The organism is Pseudomonas sp. R151218B TE3479 (assembly GCF_053629195.1).
In genome coordinates, this window is the sequence record NZ_JBRJHV010000001.1 from 1,530,718 (window position 1) to 1,547,878 (window position 17,161).

Consider the following 17,161-nt stretch of genomic DNA (forward strand, 5'->3'; position numbering starts at 1 on the left):
TGAGTCCGATTCAGCGCCAGCGGCGGAAGATCAGCGAGGTGTTGACCCCACCAAAGGCGAAATTGTTGTTCATCACGTATTCGTTGCTCATCGACCTGAACTCGCTGCGCAGGTAGTCGAGCTGGCCGCATTGAGGATCAACCTCATCGAGGTTGAAGGTGTGCACGTACAGGTCGCTTTTCAGCATTTCGATGCTGAACCAGGACTCCAGCGCCCCGCAGGCACCCAGGGTGTGGCCGAGGAAGCTCTTCTGCGAGCTGATGGGCATGTGCTCGCCAAACAGGCTGCTGGTGGCCAGGGTTTCGGCAATGTCGCCCTGTTCGGTGGCGGTGCCATGGCCATTGACGTAGCCGATGGCCGAGGGTTCGAGGCCGGCATCTTCCAGGGCCAGTTCCATGGCCCGGCGCATGGTGACCAGTTCGGGGCGGGTGGCGTGCTGGCCGTCGGCGTTGCTGCCGAAGCCAACGATCTCGGCATGAATCCGTGCGCCACGGGCCAGGGCGTGTTCCAGTTCCTCAAGCACGAGCATGCCGGCGCCTTCGCCGATCACCAGGCCATCGCGGCCCTTGTCGTAGGGACGCGGGCTGGTTTGCGGCGCATCGTTTTTCAGGCTGGTGGCGTAGAGCGCATCGAAGACCATCGCTTCGGTCGGGCACAGTTCTTCCGCACCGCCGGCCAGCATCAACGGCAGGCGCCCGAACTTGATGGCCTCGTAGGCATAGCCGATGCCGTGGCTGCCACTGGTGCAGGCACTGGAAGTGGGGATCAGGCGTCCGGTCAGCCCGAAGAAGATGCTGATATTGGCCGCGGTGGTGTGGGGCATCATGCGCACATAAGAGTTGGCGTTCAGGCCCTCGGCCACGCTGTTGAGCAGCATGTTGCCGAATGCCTTGATCTCGTCGGTGCTGCCGGTGGATGAACCGCAGGACACGCCCATGCGCCCGTCCTTGATCGATTCGTCGCCCAGCAGGCCGGCGTCGGCCAGGGCCTGTTCCGCCGAGGCGACCGCCAGGCGCGAGACTCGCCCCATGCTGCGCAATTGTTTGCGGGTCCAGTGGGCTGGGACCTGGAAGTCGTCGATGGGGCCGGCCAGGCGCGTGTTCAGTTCGGTGAAACGGTCCCACTCATCCATGCGCCGGATGCCGCTGCGGTTGGCGGCGAAGTTGGCTGCGATGGTTTCCCAGTCGCTGCCCACGGAGGTGATGCCGGCCATGCCGGTGACGACGACGCGCTTCATCAGCACAAGCCTCCGTTGACGGCCAGCACCTGCCGGGTGATGTAGCCGGCTTCGGCGGACATGAGGAAGTTCACCGCGCCAGCCACTTCTTCCGGGGTGCCCATGCGTTGGGCGGGGATCATTTTCATCAGTTCTTCCACGGGTACGTTTTCATCGAGCATGGCGGTGTCGATCAACCCCGGCGCGACGCAATTGACGGTGATCTTGCGCTTGCCCAGCTCGATTGCCAACGCCTTGGCCGCGCCGATCAAACCGGCCTTCGAAGCACTGTAGTTGACCTGGCCGCGATTGCCGATCAGCCCGGAAACCGAAGTGATGCAGACGATCCTTCCGGCGGCGCGACGACGGATCATCGGCATCATCACCGGGTGCAGCACATTGTAGAAACCGTCGAGGTTGGTGCGCATCACCACGTCCCAGTCGTCTTCGCTCAAGGCCGGGAAGGCGCCATCGCGGGTCAGGCCGGCATTGAGCACCACACCGTAATAGGCGCCATGGGCTTCGACATCGGCTTCGAGAATGGCCTTGCAGGCGGCGCGGTCGGCCACGTCGAATTGCAGCACCCGGACGTTGCGGCCCAGGGCCTGGATTTGTGCCTGGACTGCCTCGGCCTCGGCGCGACCGCTGCGGCAGTGCAGCACGATGTCGTGCCCGGCCTGGGCCAGGCGCAGGGCGATGGCGCGGCCGATGCCACGGCTGGAGCCGGTGACCAGTACGGATTCAGTCATGGCGGGGTTCCTGTTGCGGACGGTTCATGAAGGTAATGGGCGGCCTGGGGCGGGCGGAATACATTGAGCCGGGCCGTGGCATGGATGCCGGGGGCGTGGATGTGGCATTCGAACACGCCCATGCCGTTGTCGTCTTCCAGGGAGCGCACGCCATGGATGCTCAGCTCGATACCGACGGGAAAGCAGTCGACGTTGCATTCGAACTTGCGGGTGCCGAGCAAGAAGCCCAACTCCACGGCATCGCCGCGTCGGCGGGCGTGGCAACCGGCAAACGCCGCGACACTCTGGGCCATCAGTTCGATGCCGACCCAGGCCGGTAGTGCGCCGTCGTCGCGGCTGAACAGACCGCCGGGCTTGACGGTGGCGTGGGTGTGGATCTGTTCGTCATCGAACGACAGGATCCGGTCGATGAGGATCATATCGCCGGCATGGGGCAGCAATTCGGCGAGCGGCCAGTCAATCATGGGGCATCTCCGATAATCAGGCTGACGTTGTTGCCGCCGAAAGCAAATGAATTGCTCATCAGGCGGCGCGGGGTGAACGGGTTCAGGCGGGTGCTGGCGGTGACCCAGTTTAGCGCTGGCAGGGCAGGATCGGCCTGGCCGTCCCAGACGTGCGGCGGTAGGGCCTGGGCGGTGTTTTGCGTGCTCAGGGCCAGCCAGCAGAACGCCGCTTCCAGTGCCCCGGCCGCGCCGAGGGTATGGCCGGTCATGGGTTTGGTGGACGAGCAGGGCACGCCCGCCGGGAACAGCCCGGCCACGGCCTGGCTTTCCATGGCGTCATTGTGTTGCGTGGCGGTGCCATGCAGGTTCAGGTAGTCGATCTGGCGAGCATCGAGGCCGGCACAGCGCAGGGCTTTTTCCATGGCCTGGCGTGCGCCGCGACCGCTGGGTTCGGGCGCGGAGATATGGTGGGCATCGGAACTGGCGCCGTCGCCGAGCAAGGCTATCGGTGTTCCCTCGCCTGGCGTCTTGCTCATGAGAAACAGCACCGCCGCTTCGCCAATGTTGATGCCGCTGCGGTTCACCGAGAATGGATTGCAGCGTTCGTTCGACACCGCTTCCAACGCGGAAAAACCGTTGAGGGTCAGTTTGCACAGGCTGTCCACGCCACCGCACAGCACCGCATCGCACAGGCCCAGGTCCAACAGGCGTCGGGCGCTCATCAAGGCGCGGGCGCTGGAGGTACAGGCCGTGGAAATCACGTAGGACGGGCCGCTCAAACCGAGCCAGTCGGAAAGAAAGTTGGCCGGCGCGCTGAGTTCCTGTTGCTGGTAGTCGTAGCCGTCGGGGAAGCGCTGCTCGCGCAGGTAGTGGGCAATGCCCTGGCTGGCCTCGTCGATGCCCGACGTGCTGGTGCCCAGGACGATGCCGATGCGAGCGCGACCGTAGGCCTGGATGGCCTGGTCGATCTCGGCGCGAATCTGCAGCCCCGCTTCCAGCAGCAGTTGATTATTGCGGCTGCGTTGCGCCGCCAGGGCAGGGGGGATGGGCGCGAGTTCACCCGGCACCGCGGCGACCGGCAAGGCCCGTTCGGCCACCCAGCCATCCTCGCTGCGCACGCCCGAGCAGTCGCCGGCAAACAGGTTGCGCGCGACAGTGTGCTTGTCGCGGCCCAGGGCGCAGATCACCCCGAGGGCATTCAGGTAGGCGGTCATGGGGCGTTCTCGGTCAACGGTGTGATGCGGTAGCGGGGGCCTTGGGGCAGGCTCATTTCGAAATCCAGCGGCTGCGTGTAGCGCACCTGCCAGCGATTATCGAGGGTCCGTTGCGACGCCTGTCGCCGGGCCGCCGGATAGTTGCCGGACAGCTCGGCTTCGGGGGTCAGGGCGAACAACAGCGCGGCGAACAACTCCCGGGCCTCGGCATTGGGTGGCAGCAGACCGTCGGCCTGCCACTGGCCGTCGACCAGGCGCTGACGGGCCACGGGAATGCCCAGGGGGTCCATCATCGACCAACGGATGCCGGTGTCTTCGCGTTGGATCACCAGCAACCAATCCTGGCGTTGGCCGGCCAGGGTCCGCTCGATGTGCAGTTGCATCGGCAACGCCAGGGTCGGCGTGCGGGCGGGCAGCGGCGCCTGGCTGGCGCAGGCGCTGAGCAGCAACACACAGGCGATCAGCAGGCCACGGATCATTCGACTACCCCTTCGCGAGGCTTGCGCGCCACCACATTGACCAGGGTTTCCTCACGCTCGCCAAATGGCTTGGGCCGGCGCAGGCCAAAGCGTTCCAGCAGGCCGAAATCCTTGGCACGGCTCCACCACAGGTACGGGTAGGAGACGTTGCGGTCTTCGAACTGGAACCCTTGATCGCGGATCATCTGCAGGTACTGTGCGGCACTTTTCTGCACATGCATGGGATGACGGAACAGCCAGCGGATCACCCAGGTATCGATGTAGGCTTCGGTGGATTCGGCGAACATCAAATAGCCGCCGGGCTTGAGTACGCGGTAGAACTCGGCGAGGGCTTTTTCCTGCTCCACCAGATGATGGAACGTCTGGTGGCAGAACAACAGGTCGACGCTGGCGTCGGGCACCGCCAAGGTCGCGCAGTCGCTGCCGATCAGTTCCACGCTCATGCCTTGGCGCGTGGCTTCCTCCCGGCACAGGTCCAGGCTGTGAGGGTCGGCATCCACGCCGATCAGGCGTTGTGGCGCGAACACCTGGCGCAGGTACTGGAACGACTTGCCCTGGCCGCAGCCGGCGTCCAGCAGCACCGGGTTGGCCGGCAGCGCGGTGCTGAACAGGCTGCGCAGGTCGTTGATCGCCACGCGCAACACGTGGTGCTGCCAGGTGTGGCTACGCAGGAACCAGAAACCGAAGCGGGTTTCTTCGACGTAGTTGTCGCTCAGGTAGCTCATGGTTGCTGACTCGGCGCCGGGCTTGCGCAGATTTCCGAGAGCATGCGCAGGCGCCGCTTGGGTTCGCTGACAAACGGGTTGCGCTGATCCCAGGCGTAGCCAGCCAGGATCGAACTGATCATGCGGCGGATGTCGTCTGAGCCTTCGGTGTAGAAAATCACGTCCTGGAAGGTGCCGGCGTACCAGCCCTCGACATAGCAGCGGAAGGTGTCGACGCCGCGCTTGAGCGGCTCGGCGAACTCGCTTTGCCAATCGACACTTTCACCTTGCAACTGACGGTGGAGCACGTCGGCGGCCATGCTCGCCGAACGCATGGCAATGGTCACGCCGGAGGAGAACACCGGGTCGAGGAATTCCGCGGCATTGCCCAACAGGGCAAAGCCCGGGCCGTGCAGGGTCTTGACGTTGGCCGAGTAGCCGCCGATGGTCCGCGCCGGGGTGTCCCACTGCGCATTTTGCAGCACGCCGGCCAGGCTTGGGGTTTCGTCGATGAAACCACGCAGGCAGGCATCGAGGTCGTCGGTGCGGCCGGCGAAATGTTCCGCCGCCGCGACCACGCCCACCGAGCAGCGCCCGCCGCTGAACGGAATGGTCCAGAACCACACGTCACGTTTGCTCGGGTGGGTGGTGATGAGGATCTTTTCCCGGTCGAACGCCGGAGCGTCGATGCGATCCTCGATGTGCGTGAACACCGCCTGGCGCAGCGGGAAGTTCGACGGCGCCTCAAGGTCCAGCAGGCGCGGCAGGACGCGACCATAGCCGCTGGCATCGAGCACGAAGTCGGTTTCGACGCGGTACTCGCTGCCGTCTTCACGCTGCACGCCCAGTCGTGGTTTGGCGAGGGTGAAGTCGGCACTGGCAATCGCTTGGCCGTAGCGGATCTCCACACCTTGCAGGGCGGCCTGATCGGCTAGCAACTTGTCGAAGTCGGCCCGTTGCACCTGGAAAGTGGTGGGCTTGCCGTTGCTGAAGGTATCGCCGAAGTCGAAGGCGCTGTAGCGCTCGCCCCAGGCAAATGCGGCGCCGTTCTTGCGCTGGAACCCGGCGGCATTCACCGCGTCGAGCATGCCGGCTTCTTCAACGAAATCCAGGCAATGGGACAACAGGCTTTCACCGATGGAGAACCGTGGGAAATGCTGGCGCTCGATGACCAGCACATCGTGGCCCTTGCGCTTGAGCAGCGCGGCGGCAATGGCCCCGGAGGGGCCGGCACCGATGATGACGACCTGGCGATATTCCGTTTCAGTCACAGGCATTGGGATTCCTTGAATATCCGTAATCATCGTTGGTCTTCTTGAGCGGGTGTGGGGTGTTCGTGACGCCCGGCCCATGGCGCCAGCATGAAACTGAAGGCCAGCCCCAGGCTCACCGCCAGGCCGAAATTACTTACGGCCGGTGTGCTGGAAAGCGCCAGCAGGCCGAACGACAGCCAGGTGGTGATCGCTGCCAGGAAAGTGCCCAGCAGGCTCACCGCCGCGCCACCAATCTGCTCGCGCATCAGGATCGCGTAATCGACGCCGATGGCCGTCACCAGCAGCAGGCCGAACAGGCTGAACAGGGTCAGTGGCTGCCCCAGCCAGCCGAGGCTCGCCAGGCTGCACAGCGCGGCCAGCAACGGCAGGGCGACGATGCGCAAGGCCGCACCGACCCCGAACGGCCAGATCAGCACCAGCACGATCAACACGCAGGAGGCCAGTTTCAACTCGGCGGCGCTGACCTGCGTGGCGGCGAAGACTCGGTTCAGGTCGCCCAGGCGATCCACCAGTTGTACCCCCGGCAGGTCCACGGCTTGCACCCGCAGCAGCGCGGCATCGTTCAAGCCTTGCAGGCTGATCATGGCGGCGACGCCTTGGGCGGTGGGGCCGAGCCAGAGCGTGCGGTACGGCTCGGCCAGAGGCCCGGCCAGCGCGGCATCGATGTCGGTCACCGGCAAGGCCTGCAATTGTGCCAGTTCCGCTTGCAGCGCGGCGACCGGCACGCCCAGGTCCAGCAACGGCTGCCAGACAGCCGGCAACCGGGCCAAGGCCTCACGCACCTTCTGTTGGTCGGCGGGCGGGCTCACCAGTTGGTTCAGCGACAGGTAGCCCTGGAGTTTTTCCAGGGCGATCAACTGATCCAGCCGCTCGTTGAGAGCGGTTTGGCGTTCCAGCAGTTGAGACTGATTGTCGGCGCGGATCAGGAAGAACTGGCTGGTGGGCTGGAAGCCGGTGATGCGCGCGATGTCGCGAGCTTCGTCGGTGAGGTGCTGAGGTGTGCCGATCCACTGGCGGATGTCGTTTTTCGTGGTCAGGTGCCAGAGGCCGCCTGCGCAGAAGCCCAGCAGCAACACCAGCAGCACTGGCGTGGGCACCCGTGCCAACAACGCCTGGCGGATCTGGAGCAGGCCTTCGCACAGCCGCAGCGGCCACTGGGCCGGACGCAAATCCGCACCGTTGAGCAGCGCCGGCAACAGGCACACCGCGGTCAAGTAGGCACCCACCAGCCCGGCGGCGGAAAATATCGCGATCTGGGTCAGGGCCGGGAACGGCGTCCAGGCCAGGGCCAGGTAGCCGATGCAGGTGGTCGCCAGGCTCAGGCTCAGCCCCGGCAGGGTCAGGCGCAAGGCCGGCCAGCTGCGCCATGGCTTGAGGCTCCAGCTCTTGGACAGGTAGTGCAGGGGGTAATCCACCGCGACGCCGATCAGGCTGGAACCCAGTACAAGGGTCATGACATGCATGCGCCCGAACAAGGCCACGCACGCCACGGCGCCGAACAGCATGCCCACCAGCACCGGCACGAACGCCAGCCACACCCGCAGGCGTCGGAAGGCCAGCAACAGCAGTAGCAAGATGCCGACCGTCGCGCCGCCGCCGACCCAGGTGATTTCCCGCGACGCCTGTTGCTGGCCGCTGGCGGCGTACAGCAGGCCGCTGGCCGCCAGCAGTTGCCCTTGGGCCTGGCCCGCCTGGTCGCGGCTGCGTTGCAGCAGTTCGGCCACTTGCAGCGGCAGGTTCATGTCGAAGGCGGTGCCCTGGGCACGGGCCCGCAGCATCACCCAGCTTTTACCGTCGGCATCGGCGACCAGGGCCCCGCTGCCGATGTCGAATTTGATCGCGCCGCGTTGGGGCTGGCTGTTCTGGATACGCCCGGTCAGGCCTAGCCAATCGTCCTGGTTCGGCACCAGGCTGAAGCCGCTGAACGGGTCGAACAGGGCCTGCACCCGTTGCTGGATGAACGCCTGGGGCTGTTCGATCAGTTGCTGCCGGTCCGCCGCCGAGAGCATCGCCAACCGCCCGTTGAGCAGTTGCGTACGCAGCGCCGGCAAGTCGGCCTGCAATGTCCACTGCACCTTGTCGAACAGGCCGCTGGCCTGCCATTGCTCGCCCAGGGTTTGCGCCAGGGCGATGGCTTGCTGGCGATCGGCATGACCCACCAGCACCAGCACCTCGCGGTTGAGCGGCTCCTGCATACGCTGCTCGGCGATCAGTTCCAGGGCATCGGGTGATGTGCCCGGCACCAGCTCCATGAGATTGGCCGACAGCGGCGCGCCGTTGCGCCACTGCCAGCCGGCGAGCGCGAGCACTGCTAGCAGCAGGATCAGGAACAGCCGTGGCAGCATCCGTTCACTCGGCAAAATCATGTTGCTCCGTTTCGCTCAAGGGCTGTGCGCTGGTGCTGTCCTGCATGTGCAGTACGGTGCTGTCGCCCTGGGTTTCCAGCAGTTCGATGCGCTGGACCAGTTCGCCGCCATCGATGTTGATCTGCTTGAAGACCTGCTTGAGCAGCACCGAGCGCGGGGTCAGGGTGAGTTTCCACTGCTGTGGCTCGCCCGACAGGCTCAGCTCGAAATCCCGCTGCAAACCACTACTGTCACCCTGCAGTACCGCCAGGAACAGACGGTTCTGCTCGGCGCCAGCGCTCTTGTTCGGCAGCATCTGCCAGGCATTGCCGTCCCGTCGGGCGATGCCTTGGGCGGTGATGCGGTAGTCCTGTTGCAGCGGGGTTTGCAGCAGCCACAGCAGGCCGTATTTTTTCGCCAGCACGAAGCGGCCCTTGCTGGTGAGGGGTTGGGGCAGGGCGCGCAGGTGTTTTTCCTGGATGAACTGGCCGTGGATCACCTCCGGGCGGGCCAGTTGGTCGCTCAATTGCTGCAGGTCGAAGGCCTGGGCCAACGGCGCCAGGCAACACAGCAGCAGGCAGATCGACAAACGTTTCATGGCAGTTTCCTTTCGACGGCTTCGACAAAGACCCGAGGCGAGGCCAGCAGCATTTCGCGGCTGGCGAGGTCCACCGCCACCTGCACCGAACTGGCGCGGGTCAAGCGTTCGCCGGTGGCTGCGTCGCTGATCAGGTAATTGATCTTCAGCCGGTTTTCCCACTCCACCAGGCTGGCACGCACGGTCAGGGCCTGGCCGAACACGGCGCTGCGCACGTAGCGCAGTTGCAGATCGATAACCGGCCACGCATGGCCGGATTCGAGCATGTCGTTGTAGTTGTGGCCGATCAGGTCGAGCAGCGCACAGCGAGCCACTTCCAGGTATTTGACGTAGTGGCCGTGCCAGACCACATTCATCGAATCGACGTCGAAAAACGGCACCACGATGTGGGTGTCGACGTGCAGAACGCCTTGGCTACGCATGCAGCCTCCAATGTTGTTCGGCGATGCGTTGCAGGCACAGGCGCAGTTCGCCTTCCAGGGCGCGGTCTTCGATGACCGGGGCGAAATCCTCGGCCAGTTGCTGGTGCATGGCGGCCAGGGCCGGCGGCAGCGGCCGCGCGTCTTCGGCACGACTGCGCAACCATACGCCTTGGTTGGCCGCCAGCAGCGTAGCGGCAGCGACTTGTTCGGTCAGCTCCAGCACGCGGATCGCGTCCCGGGCGGCGATGGTGCCCATGCTCACCTTGTCCTGGTTGTGACACTCGGTGGAGCGTGAGAACACGCTGGCCGGCATGGTGTTTTTCAGGGCCTCGGCGGTCCAGGCGCTGGTGCCGATCTGCACAGCCTTGAAGCCATGGTTGAGCATCGCCCGCTCGGCGCTGGCGCCGGACAGGTTGCTCGGCAGGCCATGGTTGTAGCGCTCGTCCACCAGCAGCGCGAGTTGCCGATCCAGCAAATCCGCGACGTTGGCCACCAGATTCTTCAGGCTGTCCATGGCGAAGGCGATATGCCCGCCGTAGAAATGCCCGCCGTGGAGCACGCGTTCGGCTTCGGCGTCGATGATCGGATTGTCGTTGGCGCTGTTGAGTTCGGTCTCGATGAACGAACGCAGCCAGCCCAGGCTGTCGGCCAGCACGCCGAGTACATGGGGCGCGCAGCGCAGGGAGTAGCGATCCTGCAGGCGATGCAGCGGCGCCGTCGGCGCATCGATCGCCAAGTCCTTGCGCAGCCACGCGGCGACTTGCATTTGCCCTGGGTGTGGCTTGGCGGCGAACAGGCGCTCGTCGAAGTGTTCCGGGTTGCCTTGCAGGGCGACGACATTCAACGCGGTGATACGGGTCGCCAGTTGCAGCAGGTAGTCGGCCCGTGCGAAGGCCAGGCAGGCCAGGCCGGTCATTACAGCGGTGCCGTTCATCAGCGCCAGGGCTTCCTTGGGCCGCAGCACCAGTGGATTCCAGCCCAGTTCACGGTGCACGTCGGCGGCCAGGCGCCGCTCGCCGCGGAACATGACTTCCCGTTCACCGGACAGCGTGGCGGCGACGTAGGACAGCGGCGTCAGGTCGCCGCTGGCGCCCACCGAGCCTTCTTCCGGGATCAGTGGCAGGATGTCGTGTTCGAGGAAGGCCTGGAGCCGCTCCAGCAGTTCCACCCGCACCCCGGACACGCCGTGGCACAGCGACTGCAAGCGCGCCGCCAGCACCGCGCGGGTGGCCTGGGCGTCCAGCAGCTTGCCCAGGCCACAGCCGTGGAACGTGTACAGGTGACGCGGCAGGGCCTCGACATGGTGCAGCGGCACCGCCACCACGCAAGAGTCACCGTAGCCGGTGGTCACGCCGTAGATCACGCCTTCCTTGTCCAGCAAGGAGTCGAGGAATTGCGCACCCTTTGCGATGCGCTGGCGGAACGCCGGGTCATCCTGCAACTGCGTCGGGGCCTGACGGTTGGCCAGGGCCAGCACATCTTCGATGCGCAGGGGGCGTTCGCCGAAGGTTACCGGCTCAAGAGTGGGCATCGTCATCGGTCTTCCAGAAAGGGTAAAAGTTGAACCACTGTTGGGGGCCCTGGAGGCAGTACTGCGCCAGGCGCTCGGCATAGTGGCCGGCCCAATGGGCGATCACTTGTTCGCGCTCGTTGCGTTTCCACACCACGGCATCGGCGAAGGGTTCGAGCGTGACGCGATAGCGCCCCTCGTGCTTGAGGCACATCAGCAGGTTGACCGGGCATTTCAGCAGGCCGGCCAGCAACCAGGGCCCCTGGGGGAATGCCGCCGGGTGGCCCATGAAGTCCACGGTCACGCTGCGTCCGCCGTGCAGTGGCACGCGGTCGCCGGCAATCGCCAGCCACTCGCCGCGCTCCAGGCGCTCGCTCAGTTGCAACATGATCACCGGGTTCAGCTCACTGACCTGGATCAGCCGCAAGTGCGTGGCACCGGCCTCGCCCAGCAAACGGTTGAACTGCTCGGCGTGCTTGGTGTGCACCAGCACGTTCATGGTCACTTTCTCGCCCAGCTCGGCCAGGGCCCGGCACATCTCCAGGTTGCCCAGGTGCGCGCCCACCAGCATTTGCCCACGGGCATCGCGCAGGTGATTGCGCAGCAGCGCCGGGTCGACGATTTCGATCTGGTCGATGCTCAGCTTGCCGTTCCAGACGTCGAGCTTGTCGAGCAAGGAGTCGGCGAACGCCATGAATTGCCCGAACACCCGCCAGCGGGTCGGGCGCAGTTCGGGGCGTGCGCTCCAGTCGGCCAGGCGTTGCTGGTATTGCCAGGCCGCCTGGCGCGCGCTGCGGCCGAAAATGAAAAAGTACAGGACGATGCCGTACAGCACCGGGGTCAGCAAGCGCCGGCCGAGCACCTTGGCGGCGAGCGCGGTGAGTTTCATCAGCCAGAAACTGCCGCGCTCCTGGCGGTCGGCCCAATGTTGCTTGTCTGCCTGAAGGCTCATGCCCGCCACCGTCGCCAGAGAATCAGGGGAGCGCGCACCAGCATGCCGAAGAACAGCCGGGTATGCATGCTGGAAATCAGCACGTTGTCGTGGAACAGGCGAAAGTGCGAAACGCCGTCCCGAGGGTAATGGACCCGGGTGTGCAGCCAGTGCATCGGCTGGTTGCGCCAGGCCAGGCGCACCAGGATGTCCGAGTCGAAATCCATGCGCTTGCCGATATTGGCCGAGTCGATCAGCGCCAGGGTCGGTGCCAAGGGGTAGACCCGAAAGCCGCACATCGAGTCGCGGATTTGCAGGGAGAGGCTGTTGATCCAGACCATGACGTGGGTCAGGTAGCGCGCGTACAGGCGACCTTTCGGCACGCTGGCGTCGTAGTGCGGATAGCCGCAGATCACTGCGTCCGGGTGGGCACGGGATTGCTCGATGAAGGTCTTCACGTCGCCCAGGTCGTGCTGCCCGTCGGCATCCACCTGCAAGGCGTGGCTGAAACCCAGGCGCGACGCTTCCCGCAAGCCGGTCATCACCGCGCCGCCCTTGCCCTGGTTGACCGCCAGCCTGACCAGATGCACCTGCTCGCCCTCGGCCAGCCGCTCCAGTACGGCGGCACATGCCCGGTTGCTGGCGTCATCCACCAGCACACAGGGCAGGCCGTTGGCGAGCAACGCCTGGACCACCGCCGAGATGGCGGTTTCGTGGTTGTAGACCGGGATGACGGCGCAGGGGTTATGCATGGTTGGCACCTGCCACTGATCTACTGTGCATCGCTCCCCTGTGGCGAGGGGATTTATCCCCGCTGGATTGCGAAGCAATCCTAAATCCTGCGCAACGACAGAGTCTGATGGCGAGCGCTTCGCACTCGAACGGGGATAAATCCCCTCGCCACATGAGGGCGGTGTGAGCATTAATCATTAGCCATCCCCAACACAATCCGCCCGCTGGAACAGGCCGCCGTGGCATTGCGGTAGGCAAAGTACAGCTTGCCGCGTTCGCGGTCGAAGCGCAGGTGCAGTTGAAGGTCATCGCCGGGGCGCACCAGTTGCTGGAATTTCAACACTTCCATGCCGACGAACCGGGGCGGCAGGTCCAGCAATTGGCGGCCGATGCTCAAGGCCCAGTCGACCTGCACCACGCCGGGCAATACCGGTGCGGTGGGGAAGTGGCCGCTGAAGTATGCAAGGTCAGGCGGCACGACCAGTTGCAGGCTCCACTCACCGTCGGTTTCGACTTTCTCCAATACGTCGGGGACTTTGGGGCGTGGTGCCATCAGCAGCGCCTCGACCTCAGCCTGGGGCAGCTTGCCCTGGGCGTTGAGCGGCAACTGCCGCAGCCAGCGCCAGCGCCGTGGCAGAGCCAGGGTTTCGCAATGTTCGCTCAGGTGGCGGCGAAGGCCCTCGGTCACGGCGCGCCGACCTTGGTTACGCAAGGCTCGCAGACCTGCGTCGCTCAGCACCAGTAGCGCGCCGAGGGAGGCGCGATTCTCCTGCACGACGCCCAGCCGCGCTTCGCTGACCCAGTCGTGGGCTACCAACGCCTGTTCGAGCATGGGCAGGGAGATGCGCTTCTCTTCGAGCTTGACGATACGGTCCAGTCGCCCCAGCAGCTCGAAGCGCCCATCTTCGGCGATTCGCGCCGCGTCGGCGGTGTGTTCCACATGCCCGGAGGGCAGATAGGGCGAAGCGATCAGCAAGGCGCCGTCGCTGTCCTGGCTCAGCTCGACGCCGGCAAAGGGCTGCCACCATGGGTCACCCTGGCGCCAGGCGATGCCGCCGGTTTCCGAGCTGCCGAAAATTTCCGTCGGCCATTGTCCCAGGCGTTGCTGCAAGCTTCGCGCGGCCTCGGTTGGCAAGGCGCCGCCGGAGGTGAACACCCGGCGCACGCTGCTCAGTGCCGGCCAATCGAGGTTATCGCCCATGCGCTTGAGCAACGCCGGGCTGGCGACCCAGGCGAACATCGGCTGCTCGCGGCTGGCGCGTTGCAGGTCTTCGGGAAACGCCAATTGCCTGCGCCCGAACGGACGCCCGGCGCACAGCGGCCACAGCACTCGAAACAGCAGCCCGTAGATATGCTGGGTGGCAACGCTGCCGATCATGCAGGCCGGGCCCAGGTCGGCGCCCCACAGCTGTTCCAGGGCCTGGACTTCATTACTCAACTGGCGCAGGGTTTTCTCGATGCGCTTGGGCTCGCCGCTGGAGCCGGAGGTGCACAGGCTCAGCCAGCAGTGATCGAGGTCCAGTACGGCGGCTTCCATCGGCGCGTGGTGCACGTCGTCGGGATGGGTGTCGCCGGGCTGGTCGGTCAGCCACAGGTCCACCTCCGACGCCCAGCGCTGGCGTGTCTGCGCTTGCAAGTCGGCGGGAAGCAGGACGCGCACCCCGGCATGCCAGGCACCGAGCAGGGCGATGGCCAGGTCGGCTGCATCTTCCAGGTGCACCGCCACATGGCGCACGCCCCGGGCTTGCAGGCCGGCCGCCAGGCGCAACGCCGCGCCCCGCAGTTGCGAATGATCCAGTGCCGGATCGACCGCGATGGCGCGTTCCGGCTGAGCCCTGAGCAACATCCGCTCAAGTGTTATCCAATTCATGGGCGGCCTCTTACCCGTTGTCGTATGAGCCATTCAATGGCAAACAGCAGCCCCATCAACCCGTAGGAAATCAGGCCGGTGTACAACATCCACCAGCTCAGCGGCGCCCAGAGGGTCAGGGCGGCGGCGAGCAAACCGTTACACAGGAAAAACACACTCCAGGCCACCGTGACCTGACGCGTATAGACCACCGCCTTGGCCGGCAGCTGCGGTTCGCGCAGGCGGGCCAGGCGTTCGATCATTGGCGGGCCGTATTTCAGGCTCAGGGCGAACAGCCCGAGCATGAACCCGCTGATCAGCACCGGGTACCAACGCAGCAGGAGCGGGCTGTCGAACAGCGCGAGCAACACGCAAAACACGATCGCCGTGGTCGCCATCCAACGGCTGCCGTCGCCGCCCTTGCCTAGCAACGCCCGGGCCAGCCACAGGCTACCGAGCAGCAACCCGAACTGCCACGGGGCGAAATGCTCCATGCCGAAATACACCGCAAAGGGGTACAGCAGGCCTGCCAGCAGCAGGCCGAGGCCAATCAGCCGAGTCATGCGGCCGGTTGAACCAGTCGATAGACCGCCTCGACCACGTCATTGACGGTGCGCACCGACTTGAATTCTTCGGCGGCGATTTTCTTGCCGGTCTGGCGTTTGATGTGGTCGATCAGGTCAACCGCATCGATGCTGTCGATTTCCAGGTCCTGGTACAGGTTCGATTCCAGCGTCACGCGCTCTGGGTCCAGCTCGAAGAGCTCGACCAGGGCGTCACGCAGGGTGTTGAAAATGTCATCACGAGTTTGCATGGTCCGGTCTCAAGGGCGTTTTGCAGTGACGAAGGCCGCAAGGCTTGCCACATTGCTGAAATGGTTACGAGTGTCCTTGGCGTCGGCGTCGATCTTGATGCCGTACTCCTTCTGGATCGCCAGGCCTAGCTCCAGGGCATCCACCGAGTCCAGGCCCAGGCCTTCGCCGAACAGGGGCTGGTGGTCGCCGATGTCGTCGATGCCAATGTCTTCCAGGCCGAGGGCGTCGATGATCAGCTGTTTGATGTCACGGTGCAGATCGCTCATCTTCGGCGAGCTCCTTGATGAAATAGTGATGCAAGAAATCGTTGAGCCTGCGCGAAGCCTGGGGAGGCGGGCCGAGCGCGGCGAACGCCTGTGGGTCTATATCGGCCCCGACCTGAAAACTGAAGTGCACGCGGCGTCGGGGGATGCGATACCAGGGTTCGGCCTTGGTCAGGGTCGTGGGGTTGACCTTGATCGTGACGGGCGTGAGGATTTTCGCACCCCGCAGGGCGATGGCCGCGGCCCCCCGATGAAAGGCCGGTACTTGGCCTGGCTGGGTGCGGGTTCCTTCGGGAAACACGATCAGCGTCTGGCCATCTCGCAGGGTATCGCTGGCGGCATCGAGCATATCCATGCTGCCGTCGTTGCTGATGTACTGGGTTGAACGCAATGGACCACGGGTAAAGGGATTGTCCCACAGGCTTTGCTTGACCACGCAGTTGGCGTTGGGCACCAGCCCGATCAGGAACACCACGTCGATCAGTGAGGGGTGATTGGCAATGATCATCTGCCCGGGGCGCCCGAGTCGTTCGGCGCCATCGATCTGGTAGGTGAGCACGCCGGTGCGGGCCATGAACCGGATAAAAAACCAGAACAACCGCCCGACGGTGCGGCGAGCCCTTTGTCGGTGGGCCTGGGCATCGCCGGGCAGCCAGGCCAGCAACGGAAAAACCAGCAAGCGCAGGCACAGCCCGCCCAGCCCGAACAGGGCGAAGCTTGCGGCGGTCGCGATCAGGCGCCAGTAATAGGCGTCGCGATGTTTATCGGTCACCGGTTGCGTTGCCAGGTCCATACACGATTCTTCCAGGCATGTTGGCAGGTGGTTTCGTTGTTCAGCAGGGTACGCAACAGGTCCAGGGCATGGGGCCAGTCGCTGCCAGATCGTTGGCCGGCCTGTGCGGACAGGTCCAGTTGCCAGTCGTCGCCCGGCGTCAGCAGCAGGCCCACGGCATAGGGGAAAGGCACGTCATCGACCCACGGTGCGTAGACTTGTGGCGGTTGTTCTTCGGTGATCACCAGCAACACCGCCGGCGAGCCTTCATTCAACAAGGCGGCGGCCTCCAGTACGCCGTGTTCCAAGCCGTCGCCGGTGGCGGCCAGGGCGGTCATTTCGCTGGTTTCGCCGCGCATGATCGACCACAGGCCGATCACGGCGTTGTGCACCGACAGGCTGAACTGGGTTGGCGACAAGGGCTGATCGGCCGCCAGGTCCTTGAGAATCTCGAACGTGCGCGGGGTTTCGCCGTGGCGGGAAATAAAGACCAACGGTAGGTCCGGCTGGCCTTCGGCCAGTGGCCAGCCGACACTGAAGGCCATCCGTGCCAGGCGGCTGAGGCGGCGACGCTGCATGGCGGGTAGGAACGATACGTCAGGGGCGGCATCGCTGGCCGGCAATACAACCGGCTGTCGGCTCCAGGCCTGCCAGTCGTCCACGCTTTCGAGCCCAGGGGCCCACGCGCGCCATTGGGCGATATTGAAATTGATCAAAACTCATCCCACCCCTGCGGGGCTTTTATTGTCACGGTTCAGTGGTTTGACCCGCGTCCTACCCTGCATGGCCTTGCGACCCAAGTGGCGCGCATTATCCCGGTGCGGTTGGCTTGTAGCAAATACTGG

19 protein-coding genes are annotated in these 17,161 nt (G+C 64.9%); all 19 read right to left on the reverse strand.

All coding sequences use genetic code 11. The features are described 5' to 3' along the window. Window positions 1-10: 10 nt before the first annotated feature. Complete coding sequence (locus AB7M32_RS06855; RefSeq protein WP_454249467.1) at window positions 11-1,237, reverse strand: beta-ketoacyl-ACP synthase; 1,227 nt, start codon at window positions 1,235-1,237, stop codon at window positions 11-13. Then, window positions 1,237-1,965 carry a 3-ketoacyl-ACP reductase FabG2 gene (locus AB7M32_RS06860; protein WP_072407283.1) on the reverse strand — a complete coding sequence of 243 codons (729 nt, stop codon included), beginning with the start codon at window positions 1,963-1,965 and terminating at the stop codon, window positions 1,237-1,239. The genes AB7M32_RS06855 and AB7M32_RS06860 overlap by 1 nt, the downstream gene beginning before the upstream one ends. Next, a complete protein-coding gene (locus AB7M32_RS06865; protein ID WP_454249468.1) occupies window positions 1,962-2,429 on the reverse strand; it encodes an ApeP family dehydratase in 468 nt (155 codons plus the stop codon). The genes AB7M32_RS06860 and AB7M32_RS06865 overlap by 4 nt, the downstream gene beginning before the upstream one ends. Beyond that, on the reverse strand, window positions 2,426-3,622 hold the full coding sequence (locus AB7M32_RS06870; RefSeq protein ID WP_454249469.1) for a beta-ketoacyl-[acyl-carrier-protein] synthase family protein: 1,197 nt from the start codon (window positions 3,620-3,622) through the stop codon (window positions 2,426-2,428). The genes AB7M32_RS06865 and AB7M32_RS06870 overlap by 4 nt, the downstream gene beginning before the upstream one ends. Then, complete coding sequence (locus tag AB7M32_RS06875) at window positions 3,619-4,101, reverse strand: DUF3261 domain-containing protein (protein WP_192261905.1); 483 nt, start codon at window positions 4,099-4,101, stop codon at window positions 3,619-3,621. The genes AB7M32_RS06870 and AB7M32_RS06875 overlap by 4 nt, the downstream gene beginning before the upstream one ends. Continuing rightward, window positions 4,098-4,826 carry a class I SAM-dependent methyltransferase gene (locus AB7M32_RS06880; protein WP_454249470.1) on the reverse strand — a complete coding sequence of 243 codons (729 nt, stop codon included), beginning with the start codon at window positions 4,824-4,826 and terminating at the stop codon, window positions 4,098-4,100. The genes AB7M32_RS06875 and AB7M32_RS06880 overlap by 4 nt, the downstream gene beginning before the upstream one ends. Then, a complete protein-coding gene (locus tag AB7M32_RS06885) occupies window positions 4,823-6,082 on the reverse strand; it encodes an NAD(P)/FAD-dependent oxidoreductase (RefSeq protein WP_454249471.1) in 1,260 nt (419 codons plus the stop codon). The genes AB7M32_RS06880 and AB7M32_RS06885 overlap by 4 nt, the downstream gene beginning before the upstream one ends. Window positions 6,083-6,105: 23 nt before the next feature. Beyond that, a complete protein-coding gene (locus AB7M32_RS06890) occupies window positions 6,106-8,445 on the reverse strand; it encodes an MMPL family transporter (RefSeq protein ID WP_454249472.1) in 2,340 nt (779 codons plus the stop codon). After that, window positions 8,429-9,022, reverse strand: a complete 594-nt coding sequence (locus AB7M32_RS06895; RefSeq protein WP_454249473.1) for an outer membrane lipoprotein carrier protein LolA — start codon at window positions 9,020-9,022, stop codon at window positions 8,429-8,431. Before AB7M32_RS06895 ends, AB7M32_RS06890 begins: the two co-directional genes overlap by 17 nt. Beyond that, entirely contained in the window at window positions 9,019-9,444 is a 426-nt protein-coding gene (locus AB7M32_RS06900; protein ID WP_072407267.1) for an acyl-CoA thioesterase, read from the reverse strand. Before AB7M32_RS06900 ends, AB7M32_RS06895 begins: the two co-directional genes overlap by 4 nt. Beyond that, the gene (locus tag AB7M32_RS06905; protein WP_454249474.1) at window positions 9,437-10,981 is read right to left on the reverse strand and encodes an HAL/PAL/TAL family ammonia-lyase; all 1,545 of its coding nucleotides are present in this window, start codon (window positions 10,979-10,981) and stop codon (window positions 9,437-9,439) included. The genes AB7M32_RS06900 and AB7M32_RS06905 overlap by 8 nt, the downstream gene beginning before the upstream one ends. Further along, window positions 10,962-11,906, reverse strand: a complete 945-nt coding sequence (locus AB7M32_RS06910) for an LpxL/LpxP family acyltransferase (protein WP_192261910.1) — start codon at window positions 11,904-11,906, stop codon at window positions 10,962-10,964. The genes AB7M32_RS06905 and AB7M32_RS06910 overlap by 20 nt, the downstream gene beginning before the upstream one ends. Further along, window positions 11,903-12,637, reverse strand: coding sequence for a glycosyltransferase family 2 protein (locus AB7M32_RS06915; RefSeq protein WP_454249475.1), 735 nt, complete (start codon window positions 12,635-12,637; stop codon window positions 11,903-11,905). The genes AB7M32_RS06910 and AB7M32_RS06915 overlap by 4 nt, the downstream gene beginning before the upstream one ends. A 170-nt stretch (window positions 12,638-12,807) precedes the next feature. Further along, window positions 12,808-14,487 carry an AMP-binding protein gene (locus AB7M32_RS06920; protein WP_454249476.1) on the reverse strand — a complete coding sequence of 560 codons (1,680 nt, stop codon included), beginning with the start codon at window positions 14,485-14,487 and terminating at the stop codon, window positions 12,808-12,810. Continuing rightward, on the reverse strand, window positions 14,484-15,029 hold the full coding sequence (locus AB7M32_RS06925; RefSeq protein ID WP_072407257.1) for a COG4648 family protein: 546 nt from the start codon (window positions 15,027-15,029) through the stop codon (window positions 14,484-14,486). Before AB7M32_RS06925 ends, AB7M32_RS06920 begins: the two co-directional genes overlap by 4 nt. Continuing rightward, on the reverse strand, window positions 15,026-15,280 hold the full coding sequence (locus AB7M32_RS06930; protein ID WP_030140951.1) for an acyl carrier protein: 255 nt from the start codon (window positions 15,278-15,280) through the stop codon (window positions 15,026-15,028). Before AB7M32_RS06930 ends, AB7M32_RS06925 begins: the two co-directional genes overlap by 4 nt. A 9-nt stretch (window positions 15,281-15,289) precedes the next feature. Further along, a complete protein-coding gene (locus tag AB7M32_RS06935; protein ID WP_092253101.1) occupies window positions 15,290-15,547 on the reverse strand; it encodes a phosphopantetheine-binding protein in 258 nt (85 codons plus the stop codon). Further along, window positions 15,528-16,337, reverse strand: a complete 810-nt coding sequence (locus tag AB7M32_RS06940) for a lysophospholipid acyltransferase family protein (protein ID WP_072407255.1) — start codon at window positions 16,335-16,337, stop codon at window positions 15,528-15,530. Before AB7M32_RS06940 ends, AB7M32_RS06935 begins: the two co-directional genes overlap by 20 nt. After that, window positions 16,313-17,032: a beta-ketoacyl synthase chain length factor gene (locus AB7M32_RS06945; RefSeq protein WP_072407253.1), complete on the reverse strand. Its 720-nt coding sequence runs from the start codon at window positions 17,030-17,032 to the stop codon at window positions 16,313-16,315. The genes AB7M32_RS06940 and AB7M32_RS06945 overlap by 25 nt, the downstream gene beginning before the upstream one ends. Window positions 17,033-17,161 lie beyond the last annotated feature (129 nt).

Coding starts and splice junctions, on each gene's coding strand:
- AB7M32_RS06860 (WP_072407283.1), bottom strand. CDS start 1,965: ATGACTGAATCCGTACTGGTCACCGGCTCCAGCCGTGGCATCGGCCGC.
- AB7M32_RS06930 (WP_030140951.1), bottom strand. CDS start 15,280: ATGCAAACTCGTGATGACATTTTCAACACCCTGCGTGACGCCCTGGTC.
- AB7M32_RS06925 (WP_072407257.1), bottom strand. CDS start 15,029: ATGACTCGGCTGATTGGCCTCGGCCTGCTGCTGGCAGGCCTGCTGTAC.
- AB7M32_RS06870 (WP_454249469.1), bottom strand. CDS start 3,622: ATGACCGCCTACCTGAATGCCCTCGGGGTGATCTGCGCCCTGGGCCGC.
- AB7M32_RS06875 (WP_192261905.1), bottom strand. CDS start 4,101: ATGATCCGTGGCCTGCTGATCGCCTGTGTGTTGCTGCTCAGCGCCTGC.
- AB7M32_RS06885 (WP_454249471.1), bottom strand. CDS start 6,082: ATGCCTGTGACTGAAACGGAATATCGCCAGGTCGTCATCATCGGTGCC.
- AB7M32_RS06865 (WP_454249468.1), bottom strand. CDS start 2,429: ATGATTGACTGGCCGCTCGCCGAATTGCTGCCCCATGCCGGCGATATG.
- AB7M32_RS06880 (WP_454249470.1), bottom strand. CDS start 4,826: ATGAGCTACCTGAGCGACAACTACGTCGAAGAAACCCGCTTCGGTTTC.
- AB7M32_RS06855 (WP_454249467.1), bottom strand. CDS start 1,237: ATGAAGCGCGTCGTCGTCACCGGCATGGCCGGCATCACCTCCGTGGGC.
- AB7M32_RS06935 (WP_092253101.1), bottom strand. CDS start 15,547: ATGAGCGATCTGCACCGTGACATCAAACAGCTGATCATCGACGCCCTC.
- AB7M32_RS06920 (WP_454249476.1), bottom strand. CDS start 14,487: ATGAATTGGATAACACTTGAGCGGATGTTGCTCAGGGCTCAGCCGGAA.
- AB7M32_RS06900 (WP_072407267.1), bottom strand. CDS start 9,444: ATGCGTAGCCAAGGCGTTCTGCACGTCGACACCCACATCGTGGTGCCG.
- AB7M32_RS06915 (WP_454249475.1), bottom strand. CDS start 12,637: ATGCATAACCCCTGCGCCGTCATCCCGGTCTACAACCACGAAACCGCC.
- AB7M32_RS06940 (WP_072407255.1), bottom strand. CDS start 16,337: ATGGACCTGGCAACGCAACCGGTGACCGATAAACATCGCGACGCCTAT.
- AB7M32_RS06890 (WP_454249472.1), bottom strand. CDS start 8,445: ATGATTTTGCCGAGTGAACGGATGCTGCCACGGCTGTTCCTGATCCTG.
- AB7M32_RS06895 (WP_454249473.1), bottom strand. CDS start 9,022: ATGAAACGTTTGTCGATCTGCCTGCTGCTGTGTTGCCTGGCGCCGTTG.
- AB7M32_RS06910 (WP_192261910.1), bottom strand. CDS start 11,906: ATGAGCCTTCAGGCAGACAAGCAACATTGGGCCGACCGCCAGGAGCGC.
- AB7M32_RS06905 (WP_454249474.1), bottom strand. CDS start 10,981: ATGACGATGCCCACTCTTGAGCCGGTAACCTTCGGCGAACGCCCCCTG.